Source organism: Trinickia sp. EG282A, from assembly GCF_040965455.1.
In the GTDB taxonomy this organism is placed as follows: domain Bacteria; phylum Pseudomonadota; class Gammaproteobacteria; order Burkholderiales; family Burkholderiaceae; genus Trinickia; species Trinickia symbiotica.
In genome coordinates this window covers 434,303-457,873 of record NZ_JBFRCC010000004.1, presented here as the reverse complement: position 1 = coordinate 457,873, position 23,571 = coordinate 434,303, and the positions used below count along the sequence as shown (strand labels likewise).

The following is a 23,571-nucleotide window of genomic DNA, read 5'->3' as shown; positions in this document are numbered from 1 at the left end:
CAAACGATATGCTCGGGCGCCCAGTTCGTCGTTACCGCGCATTTTCAATCCTTGATCAGGAATTTCTCCGGGCGCTTGCCGAGCCACATCGGCCTGCGCCCGCGGCCGCTCCAGGTCTGCCCTGTCTGCGGGTTACGGTATTTAGGCTCCGATGTCGCCGATTTTGTCCTGCGCGAGCGCCTGTCCGAGAAGCCGAGCTCCTCGGCCGTAATCCCATATTCCGCGATCTGCTCCTTGATCTGGGCAATGGCCGTGGCCGTCTCCTTTTCGCGTGCAGCCGCCATCTGCGCCTGCACTTTCGCCAGTTGCTCCGTCAGTTGCCTGTATGTCGCCATAAAGCATTGCCTCCTAAGTGATTGCAAAAAGATATGGGTATGACCGGTGGCGCAAGCAAAAGTGCGGCCTAATGCGGCTTGCAGGCAAAAACCAGGCTGCGCGTGCCCTTATCCGTCGATTCCCTGATGATGTCGATGCTGCCTCCGCAGATACCGCGCGCATTGTCGGTGCACGCGATCAGCGGGCCCTGCGCGGGACATTGGACGAGCGTCGTGGGGCGGCCGTCGCTCGTGAAGAGCGGCGCGCTTGCGCCGCAGCCGGCGAGAGCCGAGCAGAGCGCGGCGGCGAAAACGGCGCGCGAGGCCGCGCCATCTCGAACAACGGAGCGAAGCGTGCGTGTCATCGAATGAATCCTTGATTCTTTTTTCGAATGGCCGGAGTATGCCACGCTGCCGTCATCTTGTTACGGGGGAGCCGGCATTTCGAGCCTGAAGCCGCCAAGTCCGCCCATGCCCGTGCCCGTCGCGGCGAGCGGGAGCCGCACGGGCGCAATGCCGATAATTGACGCGTTCTAGCGGATGACGTCGAATCCGCGAAGAATCATCTTGCAACATCCATTTCGCTCGCACCAGGGCTCGATCGCCATGCGGCGCACGCGTTCGGCACGCAATAAATAAACCGACCACTTGCTCGAATAATAAAAGGAAGGGCTTGATTTCGGGACGCTCTTCGATTTGAATAGCAGTGGTTCCGCTCGTCGCCGCACATTGAGAGAGTGCGCGGCGACCGATTGGTATCGCCTGCCGGCGGAAAGCTTTTCCGAAAATTCCGCTTTCCTCGCAGAAAACGCCTCGGCAGACGGACTTCGGCGCGAGAACGCATAACTTTGACATTATCAAGCGGGCCTAAAAATGAGCGAAAAAAAGAAAGCGCTGATCGACACCGCCACTCGATTATTTTCGAGGTTCGGCTTTCATGCGGTCGGAATCGATCGCATCATCGCCGAGTCGCGCGTGGCGAAGATGACGATGTATAAACACTTTCCGTCGAAAAGCAAGCTCGTCGTCGAGGTGCTCAACGAGCAAGGTGCCGCGCTCGCAGCGGGAATCGCCGCGGCGGCCGCGCCGCATTCGGATGCGCTCGACAAGCTCCACGCCGTTTTTCTCTGGCACGACGCCTGGTTCCGCTCGGAATCGTTTACCGGCAGCATCTTCATTCATGCGGCGGCCGAATTCCACGCCGAGGAGAACGAGATCCTCGCCGCTTCGGCTGCGCAACGTCGAGCATTCTCGCATGTGCTCGAGCGCATACTCGGCGAACGCTTCGATCACGAGGCCGCCGTCCGGCTCGCTCGCCGCTGTGCGCTGCTGCTCGATGGCGCCACGCTCGCGCGGCAGTTGAGCGGACGAGTGGACGCGGCCCGCGATGCCTGGGACATGGCGCAAACGCTGATCGAGAACGAGCGTTTGCATTTGGCCTGAGCAGGCCGAACCGCCGGGCTCGAGCCGTTTCTATCCGCCTCACGTCGTGCCTCAGGTGAGTGATCGGGGGGCTTAGTCGCGCACCGTTGTGTCAGGTTCGACACTTGTTCGCGCACTTTAAAAAGCCACTGAAGCGTTGGCGGTTCGCGTTAAACTCATCGACAGGAAACGGGCGAAGGCCGGCCGCACCGCCGCAGCGACGGGACGTGTGTGCTGGCGCGCACTGATAGTGCTCGCGCGCACTGAGAGCCGCCGTGTGCGCTGACATGCTAGGCCCGTAAAATGGCTTCATTGACGACACGAGGAAACGTTCGATGCGCACCACCCGTTCTTCCGGGGCGATGACCCTGCTCACTGAAATCGAGGAAGCGAGCGGACGCGAAGTACGCTCGTTACGGCTCGAAGCGTCAGAAGACGGCAAAAGCATTCTTCTGATCGAAATCGACGAGCGCAAGCCCGGCATCCATCGAGAGGTACGCTACGAAATTACGGCGGCCGAACTGATCGCCGCCATCCGCGCGCATGGCGCGGAGCTCTCGGGCGAGCAGCATGCGCGCTGATGGGCAAAGCCCAGGCGCGATTCGCGCTCGTTAGTCGCGTCAGTTTCCAGCACGCCGGCGGCGCGTGCCACTTTTGCACGCCCGCCGCCGGCTCGATTCCCCTCTTTCAGAACACGTTCACCGGCACGGTCACGACGAGCCGGTAGACCTGACTCGTCGGATCCGAGTAGTAGGCCGACCCGACATGCCACATCGCGAGTACCGTCACCTTGGTGTTTTTTAGCCGGCCGCTTTGCAGGACGTACGAAGGGATGAACCCGAACTCGTGATGTCGTCCATGCACCGGCTGACCGTTCTTGAAGTAAACCGAGCTGAACGCGGGACCGCCGGGCCCGTAGCGGTTCGCGGTGGATGACGCGTCGGCTCCCCATCCTTGCTGCGCCCAAACCATGGCGGAAAAGCCTGGAACGCCTGCATACTTGCCGTCGAACGTGTAGCGCAGTTGCAATGACTGCTCATGCGGCGCGTTGTAATCGACATCCATCGAGTTGGTCAGGTAGTTGCCGGCCGTTTCATTCACATAGTCGAAAAACTGATCGCCGACAATCTTCTGATAGCCGACGAGCAATGCATGCGGCCCGTGTTGCGCCGACAGCGCGAGGCTGTAAGCGTTGTTGTCGATCGTTCCTTGGCGCGCCGCGCCGGTGTCATGCGTCGAATAGAGATTGGCCGATCCGGTGACCTTGATCGTATCGACGCGGCCGATACTGTGCTGAATCGAAGCATAGTATTGCCGCCAGACGTCGTCGGCCTGATCCGCGAAGAGCGACGCGGACCCGCTCGAGGAATAGTCCCACGTGCCGCCCGCGTAGCTGATCCGCTTGAATCCGATGCCTCCGTACGACGTGCTGAGTCTCATGAGGTTCGTGTGCCCGCGCGCATCGACCTTTGTGAAGCTGCCTGCCTGCAACGTCAGTGGAACGATCTCGCGGCTCAGCATCGACGCGCCGAGAAACGCCGGCGGCAGTGCGCGATTGTCGTGCGGATCGAGGAACGGATTCGATACGTTGTGCAGGCCGTACTTGAACACCGTGTCGGAGATGCGCGCCTTGACGTCGTAGGTGCCCGGATACGCCCACGCAAGGCGATTCGACCCGCCGCCGTGCTTGCCGACGAAAACCATGTTGCCCGCGCCGTTGCCGCCGTCCAGCTTGAGCGCGCCGAAAAGCGATGCGTCGAACCCGAAACCGATGAGCCCTTTCGTGAATCCCGACTGGAGCTGCGCCTGGACGCTATCGACCCACGCATGTCGGTGGGTACCGTCGCTGTCATGAAAGTAGTCGGTGTAGTTGCGAAACTCGAGATCGAAATGGCTGTCGGCGATCAATCCTTTGCTGTTGCGCTGACTTGTCGGAGATGGCGACGCCGCGACGGGCGGCACCTGAATGACGTCAATGTTAGCCACATCGGCGGGCGCCGGCGCGGGTGGGGGCGACGAGGCGGCGGCCGCGCTCATCGGAGGCGCCGTTGCGGGGAGCGGAGCGATTCCGCTGGGGGCGGGACGTTCGTCCGCGTGAACGTAACCGGTACCCGCCACGACCGGGAGGGTCAGCGTCAATGCAAAAAGCCGCTTGCTCGCGGCAAGCGATGATGTGTCTCTCTTCATCCAAGTCTCTTGTTTTAGGCGTTCAACATGGCTTGCCGGCTCACGGCCGCAAGCGTCTTCACGCGCCCATCGAAAACGAAATGGACGAGCGCTTTCCTCGGCGCGACACACTTCGCGCCGAAAGAACCGGTCTTCAAATGGAGTGCTGACGCCCTGCTATCGGCACGCCCGGCGCGAACTAGCCGCCGGCCACGCGAACGCAGGCCACGCGTCTACATCGATCGTCGAGCGTCTGAAGCGGCGGCACGCGCTGCGCGCAGGCCTCGATTGCCTCCGGGCATCGCGTGCGGAAAACACAGCCCGTGGGCGGTGCGAGCGGCGACGGCAAATCGCCCTGCAGCAAGAGACGGCCGCGATTGCGTTCGATCGCGGGATCGGGGATGGGAACCGCCGAGAGCAGCGCGCGCGTATAGGGATGTCTCGGCGCCCGATAGAGCGCCTCGCTTTCGGCGACTTCCATCACGCGCCCCAGGTACATGACGAGCACGCGATGACTGATCGACTTGACGATCGCGAGATCGTGCGCCACGAAAAGCATCGATAGCGAAAACTCGCGTTGCAGATCGCGGAGCAGATTGACGACTTGCGCCTGGATCGACACGTCGAGCGCCGACACAGGTTCGTCGCAGACGACGAGTTCCGGCTCGCCAACGAGCGCCCGTGCAATCCCGATTCGTTGACATTGACCGCCCGAGAATTCGTGCGGATAGCGGCCGAGATAGTGGGCACTCAGACCTACGCGCTCGAGCATCGTCGTGACGCGCATGCGCACTTCGCCGCGGCCCATATGAGGACGATGAACGAGGAGCGGCTCTGCAACGATACGTTCGATCGTCATGCGCGGATCGAGCGACGCGAGCGGATCTTGAAAGATCGCCTGCACGCCCCGGCGCAACTCAGCGAGTGCCGGCCCGGGGCGGCGCCCACCGCGGACGGTTTCCATGCCCTGCCAGCGGATGCTTCCGCTGGTCACGGGCGTAAGGCCGACGATCGCGCGCGCAAGCGTCGACTTGCCGCAGCCCGACTCGCCGACGAGCCCGAGCGTCTCGCAGCGAGCGATATCGAACGAAACGCCGTTGACCGCGCGCAGCATCGCCGTGGGACGCCATGCCGCCCAGGCCTCGGAATAGCGCTTGACACGAAAGTGCACGTGCAAATCGCGGACCGACAATAGCGAATCGTTCACGCCAGTCCCTCCACGACGACCGCCGCCGGCCGATGACAAGCGCGCCACGCTCGGCCGTCATCCGCCCGGCGCTCCAACGGTGGGCGCCTCGTCAAGCAGCGCTCGGCGACATGCGGACAGCGCTTGGCGAATGCGCAACCGGCGAGCGTTTCTCCCGGCAAGGGCGGCTGCCCCGCTATCGTGGTGAGCGGGCGCCCACCTTCGTCGTCGAGTCGCGGCAAGGCGTTCATGAGTCCGATCGTGTACGGATGAGTCGGAGCGGCGAAGAGCTCAGCCGCGCTCGCGTGCTCCACGGTGCGGCCCGCGTACATGACCATGACATCGTCGCTGAGCCCGGCCGCGACGCCCATGTCGTGCGTGATCAGAATCATCGCCGTGCCGTGCTCACGATTGAGCTCGCGCAGCAGCTCGACGATCTGCGCCTGTACCGTGACGTCGAGCGCTGTCGTCGGCTCGTCCGCGATCAAGAGACGAGGCTCGGTGATGACCGCCATCGCGATCATGACACGCTGCCGCATCCCGCCCGAGAACTCGTGCGGGTACATGTCGAGACGCCGCGCCGCATCGGGCACATGCACGCGCTCGAGCGCTTCGGCGGCGCGTCTGCGCGCATCGCGGCGCGACATTCTCCGGTGCAGTATCAACGGCTCGATCAGTTGCTGTCCGATAGTCAAAAATGGGTTCAACGACGTCATCGGATCCTGAAAGACGACAGCTATGCGATTGCCGCGCAAGCGGTTCAGTCGGCGCTCGTCGAGCGTCAGCAGATCGCGCCCCTCGAAACGCGCGACGCCGCTCACGCGGGCGTTGCGCGCCGACAGGCCGATCAGCGACAACACGGTCTGGCTCTTTCCCGAGCCCGATTCCCCGACGATGCCGAGTACTCGGCCCGCATCGAGCGCGAACGAGACGTCATCGACGGCATCGATCGCCGGACCGTCGGCCCGCGAAAACCGTACGCTCAGATGTTCGATTTCCAACATAGGCATATCAGGAGTCCTTAGTATCGAAGGCGTCGCGAAGACCGTCCCCGACAAAGTTGATGCAATAGAGCGAAAGACACAGCATGGAGGCCGGCGCGAGCAGCAGCCAGGGCATGGCCTCGAGCTTCTGGGCGCCGTCTTCGATCAGCACGCCCCAGCTCGTCATGGGCTCCTGCACGCCGAGCCCGAGGAACGAAAGCACGGACTCGGTCAGAACGACGCCGGGCACCATGACAGTCAGGTAGACGGCCACCACGCCCACGAGGTTGGGCACGATATGCCGCACGACGATCGACCACGGCGCTACGCCGATCGCGCGGGCCGCGTCGACGAACTCGCGCGTGCGCAAAGACAGCGTCTGGCCGCGCACCACGCGCGCCATGTCGAGCCAGGAGAAAGCGCTGATCGTCAGGACTACCAAATAAAACGCGCGGCCGAAAAGCGTCATCATCAGGATCGCGATCAGCATGTACGGGATCGCGTACATCATGTCGACGAGGCGCATCATGACCGCATCGACCCGGCCGCCGAAGTAGCCCGCGCAAGCGCCGTAGCCAACGCCGATTACTCCGGCCACGAGCGTTCCGAGCAAGCCGATCTCGAGCGAAACGCGCCCGCCGACGAGCGTACGCACGAGCAAGTCGCGACCGAGCTCGTCCGTGCCGAACCAGTGGCCGGAAGCGAGCGTTGGAGCGACGGCGATTGCCGCCCAGTCGCTCGCCGCGGGATCGCGTCCGATGAGCGGCGGCCCCGCATAGCAGGCGAGGACGATTAGCGTGAGGATCGCCAGACTGGCGAGCGCGGCCCGATTGCGGACGAACCGGCCCAGTGCTTGCCCAAGCGGACTACGCGCGGTGGGGGCATGGAGCGAACCGTTAACGGTGTCTCGCGCGGGTGAGGTCGTGATAGCCATGATCCGTGATCAATACCGAATACGAGGGTCGAGCACCGCGTAAGCGAGATCGACGAGGAGGTTGAAGAGGACGGCCGCGACAGTGGTCAAGATGACGAGGCCGAGCATCAACGTGTAATCGCGGTTGATCGCCGCGTTGACGACAAGCTGACCCAGCCCCGGCAGCGAAAAGACCGACTCGGTCACGACGGCCGCCGTGATCGACGAGATGGCGACGGCGCCGAGCAGCGAAACCACGGGCAGCAATGCCGGCTTCAACGCATGACGCACGACGATTCGGCGAGTCGGCAGCCCCTTTGCGCGCGCCGTCAAAATGAAATTGCTCGAGAGGACTTCGATCATGCTCGCGCGCATGACGCGCGCGATCGTCGACAGGTTGATGACCGTCAGAAGTGCGATCGGCAGCACTCGGTAGCGCCAGTCGCCGTCGCCCCATCCGCCGGCGGGCAGCCAGCCGCGCGCGCCGCCGCTCGTCTTCAACAGGATGGCGAAGACCCAGACGAAAAGCGGCCCGAGCACGAAAGGCGGCAGCACATTGCCGACGTTGCCGAGCAGCATAACCATTCGGTCGATCATCCCGTTGCGCCGCACCGCCGCGATGACGCCGAGCGCCACACCTAACGCGAGCGCGAGGGGAATCGAGGCGCCGCCGACGCGCAGGCTGACGGGCAGTGCCTTGGCCACGAGGTCATTGACGCTCCAGTCGACATAGCGAAACGACGGCCCGAGATCGCCGTGGGCGAGCGAGGACAGATAAAGCAGGTACTGCCGCCAAAGCGGCTCACGCAGGTGATATTTCGCCTCGAGATTGGCCTGCGCGGCCGCCGACAGGCCCTTCTCCGAATCGAACGGGCCGCCCGGCGTCAGGTGCAACAGCAGGTAGCAGATCGTAATCACCGCGAGTACTGTCGGGATCGCCCAAAGCACTCGCCGCAACGCATAAGCAAGCATCGCTGCCTCCGGCTCAGTGCCTGACGATGTAAAGGTCCTGCGAGGCCCGCATGTCCACGTAGTTCGTGGGCAGGTAGCCCCCCACATACGATTTCACGAGACGGTCGGCCGAATATTGGAAGAGCGGAATCAACGGGTAGTCGCGCATCGCGAGCGCGTGAGCGTCCGTGAGCAGCTCGGTTCGGCGGCCATCGTCGAGTTGACGATTCGCCTCGTCGACAAGCGCATCGACGCGTCGATTGCAGTAGCGCTGATCGTTTTGCACGCCGCCGCAGCGAAGCAGATCGAAAAACGACATCGCATCGTTGTAATCGACGAACCAGCCGTCGCGCGATGCCTGCAGCGCGCCATCGTGACGTTCTTTCAGCAGTACCTTGAACTCTACGTTCTCGAGTCTGGCATTCACGCCGAGCTTCGTATGCCACTGTGACGTCACGAACAGCGCCACCTTCTTGTTCAGATCGTTGGTGTTATAGGTGAGCGTGAACGAAAACGGCTTCGCAGCCGAATATCCGGCTTCGCGCATCAACGCTTGGGCGCGCTCGACGCGCTTTTGCATCGGCCAATCCGCCCAGTCCGGACGGAATTGCAGCGCACCTTTCGTGCCCTTTGCAATGAGCCCGTATAGCGGCAGCTCGCCCGCTTGCAGCAGCTTCGACGTCAGAAGATCGCGGTCGACCACCATCGACAACGCTTCGCGCACGCGCTCATCCTTGAACGCCGGATCGTCGTTGTTCATGCTGTAGAAGTAGGTTGCGATTTGCAGGCCTCTGCGCAGTTCGGCGCCGAATTGACGAGCAATCAGCTCATGGATGCCGGAAGGAATGCGATACGTGTAGTCGACCTGACCCGCCTGATACATGCGCATCGCGGTCTGGTCATCGTCTACGGGCAGGTATGTCACCTTGGAAATGGCGACGTGGCGTGCATTCCAGTACTTGTCGTTCTTCACGGCAACGAGCCGGTCGTTCGGCCGCCAGTCGGCAAGCACATAAGCACCGTTGCCGACGAGCGAGCCTGGGCGCGTCCAAACGTCTCCGCCTTTCTCGACTGCCGCGCGCAAGACGGGCGCCATCGTCGCCATGGCCGTCAACTCCGGGAAGAACGCCGCCGGTATTTCGGTTTTCACTTCGAGCATGTAACGATCGACGGCGCGCACGCCGAGACTCGAGGGCGGCGCCTTCCCGGCGATGATTGCCTTGGCGTTCTTGACGAATTCGACGAGGATCGTGTACTTCGAGCCCGTCTTCGGATCGACGACGCGCCGCCACGCGTAGACGAAATCGTCGGCGGTCACGGGCTGGCCGTTGCTCCATCGCGCGTCGGTGCGCAACTTGAAAAGCCAGGTATCGGGCGCCGTGCGCGTCCAACTCTGCGCGACGCCTGGGGCGACGTGGCCGGCCGCGTCGATGCGCGTCAACCCTTCGAAAAGATCGAGGCCGATGGTATTGGCGCTCCACGACTCGATATGCGCGGGGTCGAGCGATTCGACTTCGGAAGGCACCTGCCGGGTCAGCTCTTGAACCGGCGCGAGTTCGACGCCGGCGGGAATCTCGGCGGCGCACGCGGCGCCGGGCGCTCGTATCGACACCGATATGAGCACGGCCAACGCGGCCGCGAAAAAGGTAAAACGCGAAGCTTTCATAAGCGATGAGCGGCGCAATGTGAAGGGAGCTTGTGTTTGCCGCGAAACCGTGACGGATCGGTCGCAACAGGCCGCATGAAAGCACGCGGGCTTTGCGGTGTGCAGCTATCAACAATGAGAGGGGCGCCGTTCGTGAGTGTCGGAGTGCCTCGCAGCGCCCCGACCGAGGGCCATCGTGCGTTAAAAGTTTGCTGGCCGCGCCGACGAGCCATCGGCCAGCCGCCAAACAATGTCCACGGTCCCGCGTTTCAATTGCGTGATTTGCTATTGTTCTGAATTAGCGCCACGCCTATTCGACTTATCATATTTAACTAAGACTTTATCAGTCCGAATCAGACGTTATCGAGCAGCATTTGCTCAATGTGTGTTTCACAACATACGCGCGTTTTTGCGTAATCGATTCTGCCCCGTCGAGGCCGCGCCAATCCCGCGGCGAAAGCCAGGTTCCTCGAGATCGGACGAAGCAACCTGCAGCGGACCGTAGCGAACGCTACTTCCGGGGCGAGCCATGGATTTTGCGATCAACGGAAAATTCACCGCGCAGCGCATCACCGGCGTGCAGCGCGTCGCGTACGAACTGACGAGAGCGATGCAATTGCTCGATTTGCATTCGAACGATATCGAGATCGTCGTCCCAAGGAACGCCACGGAGCCGGGTGCATCGCTTCTATCCAAGCGCTGCTGTCCGTGGTTCATGGGCAACGTGTGGGAGCAGATCGCGCTCCCGTTGACGACAAGCGGTGAAACGCTGATCAGCCTTTGCAATACGAGCCCTCTGATCAAGCGTCGTCAGATCGTCATGGTGCATGACATGGCGATCTTCGATGTGCCGTACGCCTTTTCGAAAAAGTTCAGACTTTGGTACAAGCTTGTTTTTGCGACGATTCACCGAAATGCGAAGGTCATCCTGACCGTCTCTGAGTTTTCTAAAGAGCGCATTTGCCGGCATCTGAACGTCGATCCGTCACGCGTCTTCGTGATCAACCCCGGCATCGACCACATGGAGCGCGTGCATAGCGACCGAAGCGTTTTGGCGCGCCTCGAGTTGGCGACGGTCCCCTACTGTCTGCTCGTAGGAAGTCTGGACCCGCGCAAGAACCTGCGGCGCACGCTCGCCGCGGTCGAGCGTCTCGGCCATTTGAGCGAGGTCAAGTTCGTCGTGGTCGGCGGCAAGAATTCGCGCGTCTTCGGTGCGCAGACGCCAACGAGCACACCGGAAAATCGTCAAGTGATATGGGCGGGCTTCGTGACCGATGGCGAACTGAAAGCGCTTTACGAAAACGCGCGCTTGCTCGCGTTTCCTTCTCTATACGAAGGGTTTGGACTACCCCCTCTCGAAGCGATGTATTGCGGCTGCCCCGCGGTTGTCTCGCGCGAAGCGTCGTTGCCCGAGGCTTGCGGAGACGCCGCGCTCTATTGCGATGCGACCTCTGTCGACGATATCGCCGCCAAAATGGCGCAAATGTTGGGCGACGACAATCTGCGCGCCCGCTATCGGCAGCTGGGTCTGATGCAGGCGCGCAAGTATCGCTGGGAACGCGCTGCCCGCCAACTGATGAAAGTGCTTGGCAGCAATCAAATCGGCGATTCTGCGCACGTATGCGCAGAACCCGCTCGGCCTCGATGGAGAGGCTGACGAACGACCGCCGTTAGCCCTTATGCCGGATGACTGCGCGAGAACCCGGCGTAGGCCGCCGTTTCCTGCGGGTTCGCGAGCAGGCCGAACTGTGCGGAACCGAGAAGCTGATACTTCATGACGCTTTCGATGTTGTACTGCAGGCGATTGTTGTAGTACTCCGTCAGGAATTTCGTACAGTAGGCGGCCTTCTGCGCATCCGTGTCCTCCGGCTTGGCCGCCCATTCTGTAATCATAATCGGCTTGCCGTACGCCTTACTGATGTAGTCGATGACGTTCATCCTCGTCTGGTAGCCATCGAGGGTCATGTTGAACAGGTCACCGTAGACGGAATAGTTGTGCCACGTGGTGATGTCCCAGCGCACGGTAGGATGACCAGTGCTACCGTCCGGGGCCGTACCGTGCCACAGCATGTCCGACGCTGCGATCTGCGCAATCGTGAAGTTGATGCCGCACCGATAAGCTGAATTGACGGACTTGATCCCATCGATGAGCCCGCGCATCGTCCCGCGCATACGGTTCCAGTTGTTACCGGCGATGTAGTCGCTCACCTTGTTTCCTGGGGCGCCCGGCGTCCGGAACACCAGTGTGCTGGCGGTCATCTCGTTGCCGCATTCGAAGTCCGTCACCCCCGCCGGTCCGAGCGTCTGCGCGATAGTCTGCGCGTTCGTGAACGCGATGTTGTAAGCCGAGTTCTCGTCCGTCCCCAGGAAACTCGTGGTGATACAGCACAAAATCTTGATGCTCGGATCGATGGCCGCAATTTCGGTGGCGAATCGCCGCACGCTCGCGATATGCGTAGGGTTGAAGCCACCGGTATCGAGGCGCAGCGTCTTGGCGCCAATCGAATGAAGCTGATTGACGAGTGTCGCACTGTCCGGTGGGTAATCGTAGTGTCCGCATATCCCGTAAAAGTGGGGCGTACTGGTCACGGCTGCTTTGGCCACGTCAAGACCCGCTACGCTAGCGATGCCAGCCGCAGCCAGCGTATTGAGAAATTGCCTTCGATTAATCGTCAATTTGACCTCATTCTTGATGAGATGAGTCTTCCACGCTCAGCACCTGGCCGATCGGACAGAGTGCGGAGTTGGACGGAGTCACCAGGATTGATGCTGGGCGTTGCACACAATTGGCGCGCGAAATCGCGAAGCGCCCACCGAAGTGCCAATATCGCTGCTATGGCATTCAGTTAGATGCCGCCGGTGCGGATGCGGCTTCAGCTGATATCTGTCACGTCGAATCTGAGCTGGCTACAGACACGAGAGCTTTGTCACCGCGGCAAGCGGTTAACGTACAGATATGAAATGCTGCTATCGGATCATTAAGGAATCCGCAATGAATCATGACGAGTTTATCCATCGCCGAAAAAACGCGGCGATTTTTCGATGAATTAATAGGTATTCGAACGGACGGCTGCGCGGTCGAAATCGATCAACACTTCATGGATACACATCGATCGCGGCGGCCTTGAACTGCGGTCATGCCACAACTCGCGGAGAGCCAACGCCGTACTGCTTTCGGGGCAGCCGCGCGAGTCAGGGCAAGTATAACTTATGTCATTTGATAATGCATCACCGAATTTTGCGTCAGGATTTTCCTACGCGGTTGTCCGGCGCAAGCCGATTCGGCAAATACGGCGCATATTGGCCGAATCGTCTTATTAAACCGGCATCGATTTCTCCGATTATTATATGATTAAAGATAATGCCATTGCGACCCCAAAAGCGTCCGTTATTCTTGTATTGCAGTGCGCCACGACCATCTTGCGTCGCCGACACTGGCCGCAGGTTTAAATTAATGCCAGACTGGGAGTTCGCATGGGGCGCGATCGAAGCCGGTGCGGGAGATCAGACGGCCTCCGTTGTCAATGGCCCGCATGGTCATGACTCAGGAAACGGCCAAGATCGCGGCCGACGCGAGGAAACGCCCGCCCTCGCAACAGCGAACGACGCCCGCGGACGGCGGCCGCCAGTTCTTTCCACGCCTCCTCGACGATGAACACATTCGATACCGCCGTAGAGAACTTCATTACGCACGCCGCCGTGAGTTGGCCGTTTTTTAATCACGCAATGCGCGCCATCGCCAGCTTCAACTTGTTCAAGGGCGTAGTACCGACAGGCTTATTGTGGGCGATTTGGTTCGGGGCACGTCGTGATGCCGGATGGGCGCGCGAGATGGTGATCGTCACGCTTGCGAGCAGCTTGTTGACAATGATCGTAGGAAGGACACTCGGGCTCTTCTTGCCATTTCGCGTGCGTCCGATCTACAACCCGGATCTGCACCTCGTATTCCCCCTCTCCGAAGCGCCGGAACTCGTTCGAAGAACATGGAGTTCGTTCCCGAGCGACCACGCCATGCTGTGGGCCTCTGTTGCGACGGGAATATTCCTTATCTGGCGCTGGGTGGGTGTCTTTGCCTTCCTTCAGCTGGTCATTTTCATCTGTCTTCCGCGCGTCTATCTCGGATTACATTATGCGACTGACATTATCGGCGGTGCCGCGATCGGCATTGTTGTCACGTTGATTCTTTCTCGCGAGCCAGTAAAAAAACGCTTTGCACCGATGGTCCTGCGGCTATTCGATGCCCATCCCGCTATTTGTTACCTGCTTGCATTCGTGTTTTGCTTCGAGCTCGCGACAATGTTCGAGGAGCCTGTGCTGATCGTGCAGTCGGTCATCAAGGCGTTATGAAACTCCGTGCGCTGTCCAACGTAGCTGCTCGCGCGCCCCCGGCTATCGTTGCCCCGAACGACCGCATCACAGGACAAGAGGCAGATATGCAGCGCTACAGGGTCTTAGTGATCAACGATTTCGTGCAAAAAGGCGGTGCGGAAGTCGTCTATCGACAGTCCGCCGAGCTTCTAAGCGCAATGCCTGGCGTCGAAGTGCAATGCTTCGACGAAAGCCGGTTCCACGGAAGTTCATCGCTGCTCTCCAGATCGTGGAATCTCGCGGCAGCGCGCGCGCTCGAGCAAGCGTTGATCACGTACCGCCCGCATCGGATCCTAGTCCACAACTACCACAATGCCTTGTCAGCATCGATCCTCGGCGTGCTCGCTCGTTACAAACGCGAGCTGGGCTACGCAGCGTATATAACATGTCACGACTACCACCTGATTTATTACAATCCTACGCTGCACTACCACGTAAGCGGCCATATAGAGCATGTGACGCTCGATGAGCTAACAACGTGGCGTCTGCTGAGACTGCGCGCCAGCGCGAAGGGAGTAGTTCATGACATCTTCACAAAGGCGTACTGGCACGCGATACGGATCGTGTATAAACCCGAGCGCATCTTCGATCGGATACTTTGTCCGTCCGATTTCATGCAACAGGCTCTGCATCGCAGAGGCATCGACAACACTATCGTTCTCTACAACCCATCGGCGCTCCCCGTGGCGAGTAAGCCGGTGAGCGTGCGCAATCGAGAGCGCTTCAATCTTGCATTCGTTGGACGCATCGCGTATGAGAAGGGCCTCGAGCAGTTCATCGCGCTCGCCGACTCGATCGATTTCGCGCGAATCGAATGTGTTGGTGTCTTTGGCGACGGGCCCGACCGCGTGGCGATCGAGCAACGCTATGCATCGCTCGTCGAAAAGAGAAAGCTGATTTTCTTTGGCAGGCTGCCGCACGACCGACTATTCTCCGCACTACGTGGCTTCGCCGACGCACTCGTGCTTCCATCGGTCGGGACCGAAATCGCGCCGCTCGTCATCGTCGAGGCCGCGATGCTGGGATTGCCCACGTTGATCCGAGAGGGAAACTATCGATTCACATTCGGCGATACCGTCGGCAATAAAATTGTGTATCACGATGATGCTGAGAGCCTTCGCGCAGCGCTCGACGAGCTTGCTGCGCACCTCGCGATGGCTGACAGGACGTACCACGTGAGTGACTTTCTGCCTCATCGGTATGCGGAGCGTCTAGCACGAATCATGCAAATCGAGGTTCCGCCGATACGAGTTGACGGTCGGCCATAGCCGGCCGTTTCAATACCACGCAGGGTCTCTAGTCTCATGCGCATTCCACTTTCCGTCTGATCGAATGACCAATTGGAAATCACCGCTTCAATGCGCTCGTTTTTATTGATCGATTGACTTCTCGCCGATCGGACGGCCATAAAGAAGGTTAAGAACCGAGGACCGACTCACTATGGCGCACCGAATGTTGCGGAACATGGTTGCACTCTCGGTCTTGCAAGCCGCGAACATGGCGCTGCCGCTCGCCACGTTACCGTATCTGTTCCGCGTTCTGGGCCCGAGTCACTTCGGCGCCTATGTCTTCGCTCAAGCAGTCATTGCTTATCTGGTCCTATTGGCCGACTACGGCTTCAATTGGTCCGCCACGGGCGAGATCGCAAAGGTACAGAGCGATCATGAGGCTGTCACAAGAATCTTTTGGCGGACGCAAGCGGCGAAGGCGCTCGTTGCGTGCGCCGGTCTGGTGCTTCTTGTGATTGGCGTGCTGCTGGTGCCGAAGCTGATCGAGCTGCGGGCAATCATGTTTGCAACGTTCCCCTTCGTCATCGGCACCGTTTTATTTCCGCAATGGCTGTTTCAGGGCTTGGAGCGGATGTTCTTCATCACGGTATCGACACTCAGTGCACGCGTGCTCGTGATACCCCTTACCTACCTTCTGGTGCACTCACCCGGTGACACGTGGCTCGCGGCGCTCATCAATTCGATGAGCACCGTCGTCGCCGGCATCGTCGCCCATACACTGATTGTGCGCGCAAGGATGATTTCGCTCTGGACGCCGACCGCCAACGATGTCATGGAAGCGTTCAGGGAAGGCTGGCACGTATTCATTTCCACCGCGGCGGTGAGCCTCTACACAACGACCAATAGCGTATTGCTAGGGTTTCTCGCCGGCAACGTCACGCTAGGCTACTTCGGTGCCGCCGACAAGATTCGAAACGCGGCGCAGGCGCTGATCGGACCGCTCAGCAACGCCCTTTATCCACGCGTCAATGCGCTGTTCGCCGAGGACGCTGCTAAGGCCTATGCGCTCGTGCGCAAAGCGCTTTACGCGATGAGCGCGATCATGCTGGCAATTTCGGCGATGCTCTGGGCGGGTGCGCCATGGATCGTTCGCATAGCGATGGGACCTCAATATGCACCCGCCGTCGACGTGTTGCGTTGGATGGCTTTCGTGCCCTTGCTCGTGAGCCTGAACAATGTGCTCGGGCTCCAAATGATGCTGCCGCTCGGCATGAAGAAGAAATTCAGCGAGATACTGGTCGGATCCGGTGTGTTCAACGTCGCGCTGCTGGTGCCTCTTGCGATTCACCTGGGAGCGCGGGGCGCGGCGATGTCCGTGCTCGCAACCGAAGTCCTCGTCACGGGCTGGATGGCGCTTTACCTCATTCGGAAAAGAGTCCCGGTCTTTTTGACAAGCGCATCGCCACCTGAATGGTAAGTGCAGCAGATCGCCAAAAGGAGTTGACGCATGAGCACATCGCATCCCGCCACCATGGCACGGCGTACGGCTATCGTGATACTCGCCTGTCGCGACTACGCGGCACTGGAGCTGGCGCTTGCGAGCCAAATGGCTTACCGGCCACCCGGTGTGCCGTTCTTCGTGCTGCAGAATTGCCGTGGGGGGTACGATGCGGAACGGACGCTCGGCGTAGCTCGGCGATATGAGAGGCTTTTTCCCGGCGTCGTCAAAGTCGTCGACGACATCGTGCCCGGCGACCCCTACCGCTCGATCAAGAAGTTGCTTTCCAAGCCGGAGTTCGCGGAAATCGACCTGGTGTGCAAGGTCGACGACGATGCGTTCCCGATTACGCACCAATGGCTCGACCATATGCTCGAGGCCTATGGGGACGCCGAGCAAGAAAGCGGCGGCAAGCTCGCGTATGTCACGCCGCTCATCAACAACAACGGCTGGGGTTTCCCTCAGGTGATGAAGGTGATGAACCTGGAGCAGGAGTACTTTGCTACGCAGGCGCATCCGCATTTCGTCGGGACGGGGAAGAGCGGGCGCTTTCCGCTCCGTATCATTCCCGCGGAGCAGATCGAGACGGGCACGAACGGGACGATATGGGGCTACCCCCACATCGCACGCTGGCTGCACGAGCGCACCACCCTTCAGCCCGATGCATTCATCGCTGCCACGCAAGCACTTGCGCCATGCGACGTGCCGGCACAATCGCGCTATTCGATCGGCTGCATCCTGTTTCGGAAGCCACTGTGGGATGCGATCGGTGACGGGGGACACGATGACGAGCATATGATGCACATGTATTGCGAACGCAACGATCTCCGGATCGTCTGTGTGCGTCGCGTACCGTTCGTCCACCTCGCGTTCTTTACTCAGCGGGAGGAGAACCGCGACATCGTGGATGCCGCTCACGCGCTTTATGGCCAGCGGCTTGGGCATCCGTTCCCGCTGGCGCTCTATGCGGACCGCGAGCGGGAAAACGAAGCGCGATTGCGTTGGCTCGAAGAGCGATTGACCGAGCCGTCCGTGACCAAGCGGAAGTGGCTGCAAAGAATCGCGCCGAAACGGGTCGAACGCGCCGTGCGGCGGCGCCTCGTCTGGCTTTGGCAGATGGGCAACGGGCGAAGCGCTTCATGATATGAAGACAATCGGTCGTCGCTTTGTTCTTGGAATTGGCCGGAAAATGCTGGCATAGCGATGACTCGCCACTTCTTTCCAGGAAATGGCGGAATCGTTCTGGCATCGCTGGCGTTAATGCGGAGTCACGTTGAATTATTAGCTCCGCATTCCGCGCTCGGCTTCCCCCGGTGTGTGGACACCGCAATCGATCAATGCCAATTCAAGCTGCGGCGAGCCATCGCTTTTTCGTCATCGTAATCGCCCTGCTTGCGCGCAGCGGCTCGCAATATCGCGCCACGCGCGTGCCGTCGCGCACGTCGCTGGTGCGATACGCGTCTGCGCAGGAAGCGACTCGTGCTTCGGAGGAACACCGGATTTTTTTGTGGTTGATAATCGCGCACATACAGTCTAATGTCAGATGGCGCGCACAATCGCACGAATGTTAGACGAATCGGAGCGAAAAAATAATCATTGACTCATAGAGTCGGATGCGCGCAACTCCAGGGAGGATTACGTCAGTTTTAATTGGATTGTCCGATGGAGATCTAATGTCTGTGAAAATTCCCTGAAAGCTCAGCGCTTTCTCGAGCATCTGTATGCACCTTAAATCCAACGGCAGGGGGATCTGGAGATGAGAGTTGCGATTGTGCATGACTGGCTCGTTGTGTACGGCGGAGCGGAAAGAGTGCTTGAACAGATCATCGAATGCTTCCCTGAGGCGGACATCTATACGCTCGTCGACTTTCTGGAGGACCGGACGTGCCTCAAGGGCAGACCGGTGTATACGTCGTTCATCCAGCGGCTGCCGTCCGCGCGCAAGCACTACCGGGACTATCTGCCGCTCATGCCGCTTGCGATAGAGCAGTTCGACGTGTCGGGCTACGAGCTCGTGATTTCGAGTTCCTATGCGGTCGCAAAAGGGACGTTGACGGGACCGGACCAATTGCATATCAGTTATGTCCACTCGCCGATCCGCTACGCGTGGGACCTGCAACACCAATATCTGCGTGAAGCGGGGCTGAGCTCGGGACTCAAGTCGGCATTGGCGCGCGTGCTGCTGCACTACATCCGGGGCTGGGACTCGCGCTCGGCAACCGGGGTGGACTACTTGATCTCGAACTCGCGCTTTGTGGCCAGGCGGATCAAGAAAGTATATGGACGTGATGCGACGGTCATCTATCCGCCCGTCGACGTCAGTGCGCTGTCTTTGGAGACGCACAAGGGCGACTTTTACCTGACCGCATCGCGCATGGTGCCGTACAAGCGGATCGATCTGATCGTGAAGGCGTTCTCGCAAACACCGGAGCGCCGGCTGGTCGTGATCGGCGACGGCCCCGACATGGCGAAGGTCAAAGCGGCGGCGGGGCCCAACGTGGAAGTAATGGGCTACCAGCCATTCGAGGTCTTGCGAGACCATCTTCAGCGCGCCCGCGCCTTTGTGTTTGCGGCTGAAGAGGATTTCGGCATCTCAGTGGTCGAAGCGCAAGCGTGCGGCACGCCGGTCATCGCGTATGGAAAAGGGGGCGCGCTGGAGTCGGTCTTGGGATACCCGAGGGAGCATGCGACCGGCGTGTTCTTCCACGAGCAAACAACAGAATCGCTGTTGGACGCCCTCGATTGCTTCGAACACCATGCGTGGGCTTTCGATCCCCAAGACTGCCGCCGAAACGCCGAGCGTTTCAGGACCGAGCAGTTCAATGCCGCGTTTCGCGCGTTCATCGAGGTGCGTCTCGCGAGCTTTCGCAGCGAGTTGCGGCGGACGGAGGAATGGTCGTCGCGAGTCAGCGCTCCGCTTCCCATTCTCAAGTTGCGCCAGGTACCGCGTACGGCGTTTCGCAACAGCAGCAACAGTATCTAGCACCGGGATGACGAGGGACATGGTTCCGTGACCAACCTTCAACGGTAGGCACACGTTGAAACTTCGAGGACGACGCTCGTGAGCAACTCCCGCTTCGACAGAGGACTCCCCCGCGCAGCCGATGACCGCGATCAGCTCTCCGCGCGAGAGGTGCTCAACCTGTTGCGCGATCACCTGTCCGAATTTGCCGCGATCGCCGCAGTCACGATCGGACTGGCCGTCGCCTACGCCTTTCTCGCCGAGCCGCTCTATTCCGGTGACGTATTGCTGCGCCTGGATGCGCCCGAACCGAATGCGCTCGGCATCGCATCCGAGAACCAGGTATACCAACCTCCCGCGGCGCCGTCTCCGAGCGGGGAGATTGCGGTGATGCAGAGCCGCTCGGTGATCGAGCCTGTCATCGAGCGTTATCAATTCGACCTCACGATCACGCCGCGGTCATTTCCGATTCTGGGAGCGATTGCGAGCGCGTTCGCCACCCCTGGAAAGCCTGCACGCCCCTGGCTCTGGCTCGACTCGTTCGCATGGGGCGGCGAACAAATCAAGATCGCCTCGCTCCACGTGCCCCCGGCGCTCGAAGACGAGTCGCTTGAACTCGTTTCGCTCGCCGATCACGAATACGAGCTGCGCGGGCCTTCGGGCGAGCACCTGCTGAGCGGGTTCGTGGGCGAACCGGCTTCGTCTTCGGGCGTCACCATCACAGTGACTCAGCTTGTTGCTCGCCCGGGAACGATATTCAAGGTGATTCGCTGGAATCCGATTGACGCGTTCAATCAGTTCCTACACCGCATGAAGGTGATTGACAAGGCCAAGGATACGGGCGTCATACAAATCGCGTACATGAACCCTTCGCCCGCGATGGCAGCCGAAGTCGCCAACGCGCTTGCCCAGCAGTACGTCGCATTGGCTATCGCGAATCGGCAGCGCGACGATACAGCGACACTTGCGTTCATCAACAAAGAACTGCCGCGCTTGAATGCACAGTTGAAGCGCGCGGAGCGGGCGCTCAACGACTACCGAAATTCAGCGAACTCGCTTCAGCCGACAGCCGAAGCGCAAGCGTATCTACAAGGCGGAATCGACTTCCAGCGACAGATCGCGACGCTCCAATTGCAGCGCACGCAATTGCTCGAGCGTTACCAGCCGGACAGTCGCTGGGTACGCAATGTCGACACGCAATTGGCCGACTTGATGCGCGCCAATCAGGCATTCGAGGCGCGCTTTGCCGACATGCCCACCTCTGAACGCAGAAGCGCGGACCTGGCCCGAGATGCACGGGTGGCGGAAGCGGTTTACCTGGGGATGCAAAACAAGGCCGAGCAACTATCCGTGCGCCGCGCGAGCACTTCGGGCGGCGTGCACATCGTCGACGATGCTCTTCGTCCGCACCGGCCAGTCAAGCCGAACCGATTGCTGGTCATATCCGCCGGAACTGTGCTTGGCCTCATCGCCGGCACTGTGTTCGTTTTCGTCCGTCATCATGTGATGACGGGTGTGACGGACCCGCTATTCGTCGAGCAGGGCATGAGCGTTCCCGTCCTCGGAAAGGTGCTGTTCAGCGCAAATCAGGCACGACTGGACGAAGAAATTCGCGCGGTAATGACGACTCGGATGCCGGGCGAAGCGCATGGAGCGTTGACGAATCAGGAGGACGCAGCGGTGGCCCGCTTATCGGGCGATGCCTCCGAGGCTGTCTTCCTCGGTAATGGCCCCATCCGCGTGCTGGCCGCCAGATTTCCGGATGATCAATCGGTCGAGGCGCTCCGCGGCGTGCGTACGACATTGAATCGAGGAATCGCGCAAGCGGCCAATAACGTGGTGATGTTTGCGGGGGCGGCGCCATCCGCTGGCAAAAGCTTTGCTGCCGCGAACCTGGCGGTGCTTCAGGCCGAGGTCGGGTCGCGCGTCTTGCTGATCGATGCCGATATGCGGCGCGGCCGGCTTGCCTACTTTTTCGGTCAATACAATCGACGCGGCTTATCGGAAGTCCTGGCCGGCGAGAAGGAACCGCGCGACGTCATCCGCAGCGTCGGTATCGACGGGCTGTCGTTCATGTCTTGCGGGTGCTATCCACGCAACCCCGCTGAGTTGCTGATGGGAGCGCGATTCAAGGAGGTGCTGCGGCGGTTAGGTCTCGCATTCGATCTCGTCATCGTGGATACCCCGCCGCTCCTTGCGGTAGCAGACGCAGCCATCGTCGCGAACGAAGCAGGTGTCACGGTGCTGGTGGTCCGCTCAGGCATGCAGACAGAGCAGGAAATCGCGGAGACGGTGAAGAAACTGCAGGACGCGAATGCCCGCCTGATGGGTGCCGTTTTCAACGCAATACCACTGCGCCGGAGCAATCGCGGGTATGCCTACGCCATGGGTTACAAAACGCTCGATCTGATCGAGCATAGGAGCTGACGACCGGCAAGTATTAGGCCAACGAGCATTGGCGACGCCCCCTTTATCGAGACGACGGCATGCAGAAAAGAGCGTGCATTGCAACAGGTCGGCGCAGCGCGGTGATGACGCTTGCCGCATTGGCAGGCGTCGCCGTCGGCGGCGTTCCCGGGTTCGCCGCCACGCGCGCCAAGGAAGCCAAGGTCGCGAAGCAGGGCCGCCGCAAAATCACGCAACTGATCGGCTCGAACGGCTGGCCGCTGTCGCCGAAGGACGTGAGCGTGTGGCAAGCCATGGGTCTGACTTGGGGCCGCGACTCGGTGGGACCGGGTATCCTGCCTCCGCTGAGCGACGACAAAGTCGAAGTCGACAAAACAGGCGCCGGCTTTGCGTTCGACCTGCCGGCCATCATCGCGCGGAACAACCGCAACGGCATCAACTCGCTGCTTCTCCTTGCCTATACGCCGGTATGGAACGCCTCTCGTCCAGGTGATGACAAATCGGCCCCGAAAGATGTTCGGTCCTGGGAGCGCTACGTGGAGGCAGTGGTGCGCAAGTACTCGGCACCGCCCTATCACCTCAAATACTTCCAGATATGGAATGAAGCCGCTGGCCCCCTGACGGGGGGCGCGCCTCAAGCGACGTTTTGGCATGGGCCGAATTTCGACGGTGACCGCCATTCCGGACCCTATGCGCGTGCGATGCAGGACTACGTGGACCGCATCCACATTCCCGCCGCGCAAATCATTCGCAAGTATGACGCTTACGTGGTTTATGGCGGGTGGCCAGACCAGGGCGGCTTGAGCCACTATTTCGAGTGGCTCGAATACCGAAGCTCGGTGCATGGCGCTCGCATGCTCGACTGGGTCGACTATCTCGACATTCACTACCTAGGCATCCCGCAGATGGATGCGCTCTACCAACGCTACGTCGCCAACGGCGATGCCCGCGGGATATGGCAGACCGAGATCGGGGACCGGTACATGGAGGACCCCCACTTTCTCCCGACGTACCTCTTCGAGCTCGCCGTCTGGGCGCTCGGACGGGATTGGAACGAGGACAACAAGTACGTGACGATGGTCTATCACTGGGACGGCTTCGAGCCTTTCCGGCTGACGCACCGCGGACCACCGCGAACGTACAACGCGTCGGGCAGTTCGCTGATCGTGTTGCATAGAACCGTTTCGGGCGCGCTCTCTCCGTGTCGAATTTCGTTTCGATCCGATTCCGATTCGCACGTCCGCGCGTTGTGTTCGGACGACGCAATCGTGCTGCAAGTTACCGCTGCACCGGGCTGGCGCACCGTGTACCTCGACGACCTGCCCGCGGTCGCGTCGAGCCGATTTCGAATCGCATTGATCGACGCCATAACGGGAACGCGCAGCCCAAAGGAGAGCTTGGTGTCCGGCTGGGAGCGGAACGCTTTATCGATTCGCTTCATGGTGCCGAAATCGACCAATGGTCCGCCCGACGAGGCGCCGCGTCATCTCGCGTATCTCGTGCTGACTCCCGTTGCGTAGCGGCGACC

19 protein-coding genes are annotated in these 23,571 nt (G+C 60.5%); 10 read left to right on the top strand and 9 right to left on the bottom strand.

The window, feature by feature from the left end:
• Positions 1-44: 44 nt before the first annotated feature.
• Positions 45-335 carry an H-NS family nucleoid-associated regulatory protein gene (locus AB4Y31_RS21265; protein WP_368675655.1) on the bottom strand — a complete coding sequence of 97 codons (291 nt, stop codon included), beginning with the start codon at positions 333-335 and terminating at the stop codon, positions 45-47.
• A 68-nt stretch (positions 336-403) separates the two neighbouring features.
• Positions 404-679, bottom strand: coding sequence for a hypothetical protein (locus tag AB4Y31_RS21260; protein WP_368675654.1), 276 nt, complete (start codon positions 677-679; stop codon positions 404-406).
• 508 nt (positions 680-1,187) lie between these two features.
• Here AB4Y31_RS21260 and AB4Y31_RS21255 point away from each other — a divergent pair.
• Both AB4Y31_RS21255 and AB4Y31_RS21250 read left to right on the top strand, forming a co-directional pair.
• Positions 1,188-1,757 carry a TetR/AcrR family transcriptional regulator gene (locus tag AB4Y31_RS21255; RefSeq protein WP_018444325.1) on the top strand — a complete coding sequence of 190 codons (570 nt, stop codon included), beginning with the start codon at positions 1,188-1,190 and terminating at the stop codon, positions 1,755-1,757.
• 314 nt (positions 1,758-2,071) lie between these two features.
• Positions 2,072-2,317 carry a hypothetical protein gene (locus tag AB4Y31_RS21250; RefSeq protein WP_026230355.1) on the top strand — a complete coding sequence of 82 codons (246 nt, stop codon included), beginning with the start codon at positions 2,072-2,074 and terminating at the stop codon, positions 2,315-2,317.
• Positions 2,318-2,423: 106 nt separating this feature from the next.
• Here the strand turns inward: AB4Y31_RS21250 and AB4Y31_RS21245 are convergent, their stop codons facing one another.
• The 6 genes from AB4Y31_RS21245 to AB4Y31_RS21220 all read right to left on the bottom strand — a co-directional run bounded on the left by AB4Y31_RS21245 (position 2,424) and on the right by AB4Y31_RS21220 (position 9,601).
• Positions 2,424-3,923 carry an OprD family outer membrane porin gene (locus AB4Y31_RS21245; protein WP_368675653.1) on the bottom strand — a complete coding sequence of 500 codons (1,500 nt, stop codon included), beginning with the start codon at positions 3,921-3,923 and terminating at the stop codon, positions 2,424-2,426.
• 178 nt (positions 3,924-4,101) lie between these two features.
• Complete coding sequence (locus AB4Y31_RS21240; RefSeq protein ID WP_368675652.1) at positions 4,102-5,109, bottom strand: ABC transporter ATP-binding protein; 1,008 nt, start codon at positions 5,107-5,109, stop codon at positions 4,102-4,104.
• Positions 5,106-6,098 (bottom strand): ABC transporter ATP-binding protein, encoded by a 993-nt coding sequence (locus tag AB4Y31_RS21235; RefSeq protein ID WP_368675651.1) that lies wholly within the window; start codon positions 6,096-6,098, stop codon positions 5,106-5,108. Before AB4Y31_RS21235 ends, AB4Y31_RS21240 begins: the two co-directional genes overlap by 4 nt.
• Position 6,099: 1 nt before the next feature.
• The gene (locus AB4Y31_RS21230) at positions 6,100-7,005 is read right to left on the bottom strand and encodes an ABC transporter permease (RefSeq protein ID WP_368675650.1); all 906 of its coding nucleotides are present in this window, start codon (positions 7,003-7,005) and stop codon (positions 6,100-6,102) included.
• A 9-nt stretch (positions 7,006-7,014) separates the two neighbouring features.
• Positions 7,015-7,956 (bottom strand): ABC transporter permease subunit, encoded by a 942-nt coding sequence (locus tag AB4Y31_RS21225; RefSeq protein ID WP_368675649.1) that lies wholly within the window; start codon positions 7,954-7,956, stop codon positions 7,015-7,017.
• A gap of 13 nt (positions 7,957-7,969) precedes the next feature.
• Positions 7,970-9,601: a peptide ABC transporter substrate-binding protein gene (locus AB4Y31_RS21220; RefSeq protein WP_368675648.1), complete on the bottom strand. Its 1,632-nt coding sequence runs from the start codon at positions 9,599-9,601 to the stop codon at positions 7,970-7,972.
• Between the two features lie 508 nt (positions 9,602-10,109).
• Here AB4Y31_RS21220 and AB4Y31_RS21215 point away from each other — a divergent pair.
• Entirely contained in the window at positions 10,110-11,237 is a 1,128-nt protein-coding gene (locus AB4Y31_RS21215; protein WP_368675647.1) for a glycosyltransferase family 4 protein, read from the top strand.
• Between the two features lie 20 nt (positions 11,238-11,257).
• Here AB4Y31_RS21215 and AB4Y31_RS21210 read toward each other — a convergent pair whose 3' ends face one another.
• The gene (locus tag AB4Y31_RS21210) at positions 11,258-12,256 is read right to left on the bottom strand and encodes a hypothetical protein (protein ID WP_368675646.1); all 999 of its coding nucleotides are present in this window, start codon (positions 12,254-12,256) and stop codon (positions 11,258-11,260) included.
• A gap of 975 nt (positions 12,257-13,231) precedes the next feature.
• Between AB4Y31_RS21210 and AB4Y31_RS21205 the strand changes: the two genes are divergently transcribed.
• The 7 genes from AB4Y31_RS21205 (at position 13,232) to AB4Y31_RS21175 (ending at position 23,563) form a co-directional block, all read left to right on the top strand.
• Positions 13,232-13,927, top strand: coding sequence for a phosphatase PAP2 family protein (locus AB4Y31_RS21205; RefSeq protein ID WP_368675645.1), 696 nt, complete (start codon positions 13,232-13,234; stop codon positions 13,925-13,927).
• Between the two features lie 86 nt (positions 13,928-14,013).
• Positions 14,014-15,216: a glycosyltransferase gene (locus AB4Y31_RS21200; RefSeq protein ID WP_368675644.1), complete on the top strand. Its 1,203-nt coding sequence runs from the start codon at positions 14,014-14,016 to the stop codon at positions 15,214-15,216.
• Between the two features lie 184 nt (positions 15,217-15,400).
• Entirely contained in the window at positions 15,401-16,654 is a 1,254-nt protein-coding gene (locus tag AB4Y31_RS21195) for a flippase (RefSeq protein ID WP_368675643.1), read from the top strand.
• A 30-nt stretch (positions 16,655-16,684) separates the two neighbouring features.
• Complete coding sequence (locus AB4Y31_RS21190; protein WP_368675642.1) at positions 16,685-17,818, top strand: hypothetical protein; 1,134 nt, start codon at positions 16,685-16,687, stop codon at positions 17,816-17,818.
• A gap of 613 nt (positions 17,819-18,431) precedes the next feature.
• On the top strand, positions 18,432-19,658 hold the full coding sequence (locus tag AB4Y31_RS21185; protein ID WP_020566608.1) for a glycosyltransferase family 4 protein: 1,227 nt from the start codon (positions 18,432-18,434) through the stop codon (positions 19,656-19,658).
• A gap of 78 nt (positions 19,659-19,736) precedes the next feature.
• Positions 19,737-22,064, top strand: a complete 2,328-nt coding sequence (locus AB4Y31_RS21180) for a polysaccharide biosynthesis tyrosine autokinase (protein ID WP_368675641.1) — start codon at positions 19,737-19,739, stop codon at positions 22,062-22,064.
• Positions 22,065-22,123: 59 nt separating this feature from the next.
• A complete protein-coding gene (locus tag AB4Y31_RS21175) occupies positions 22,124-23,563 on the top strand; it encodes a hypothetical protein (protein ID WP_368675640.1) in 1,440 nt (479 codons plus the stop codon).
• Positions 23,564-23,571: the final 8 nt, after the last annotated feature.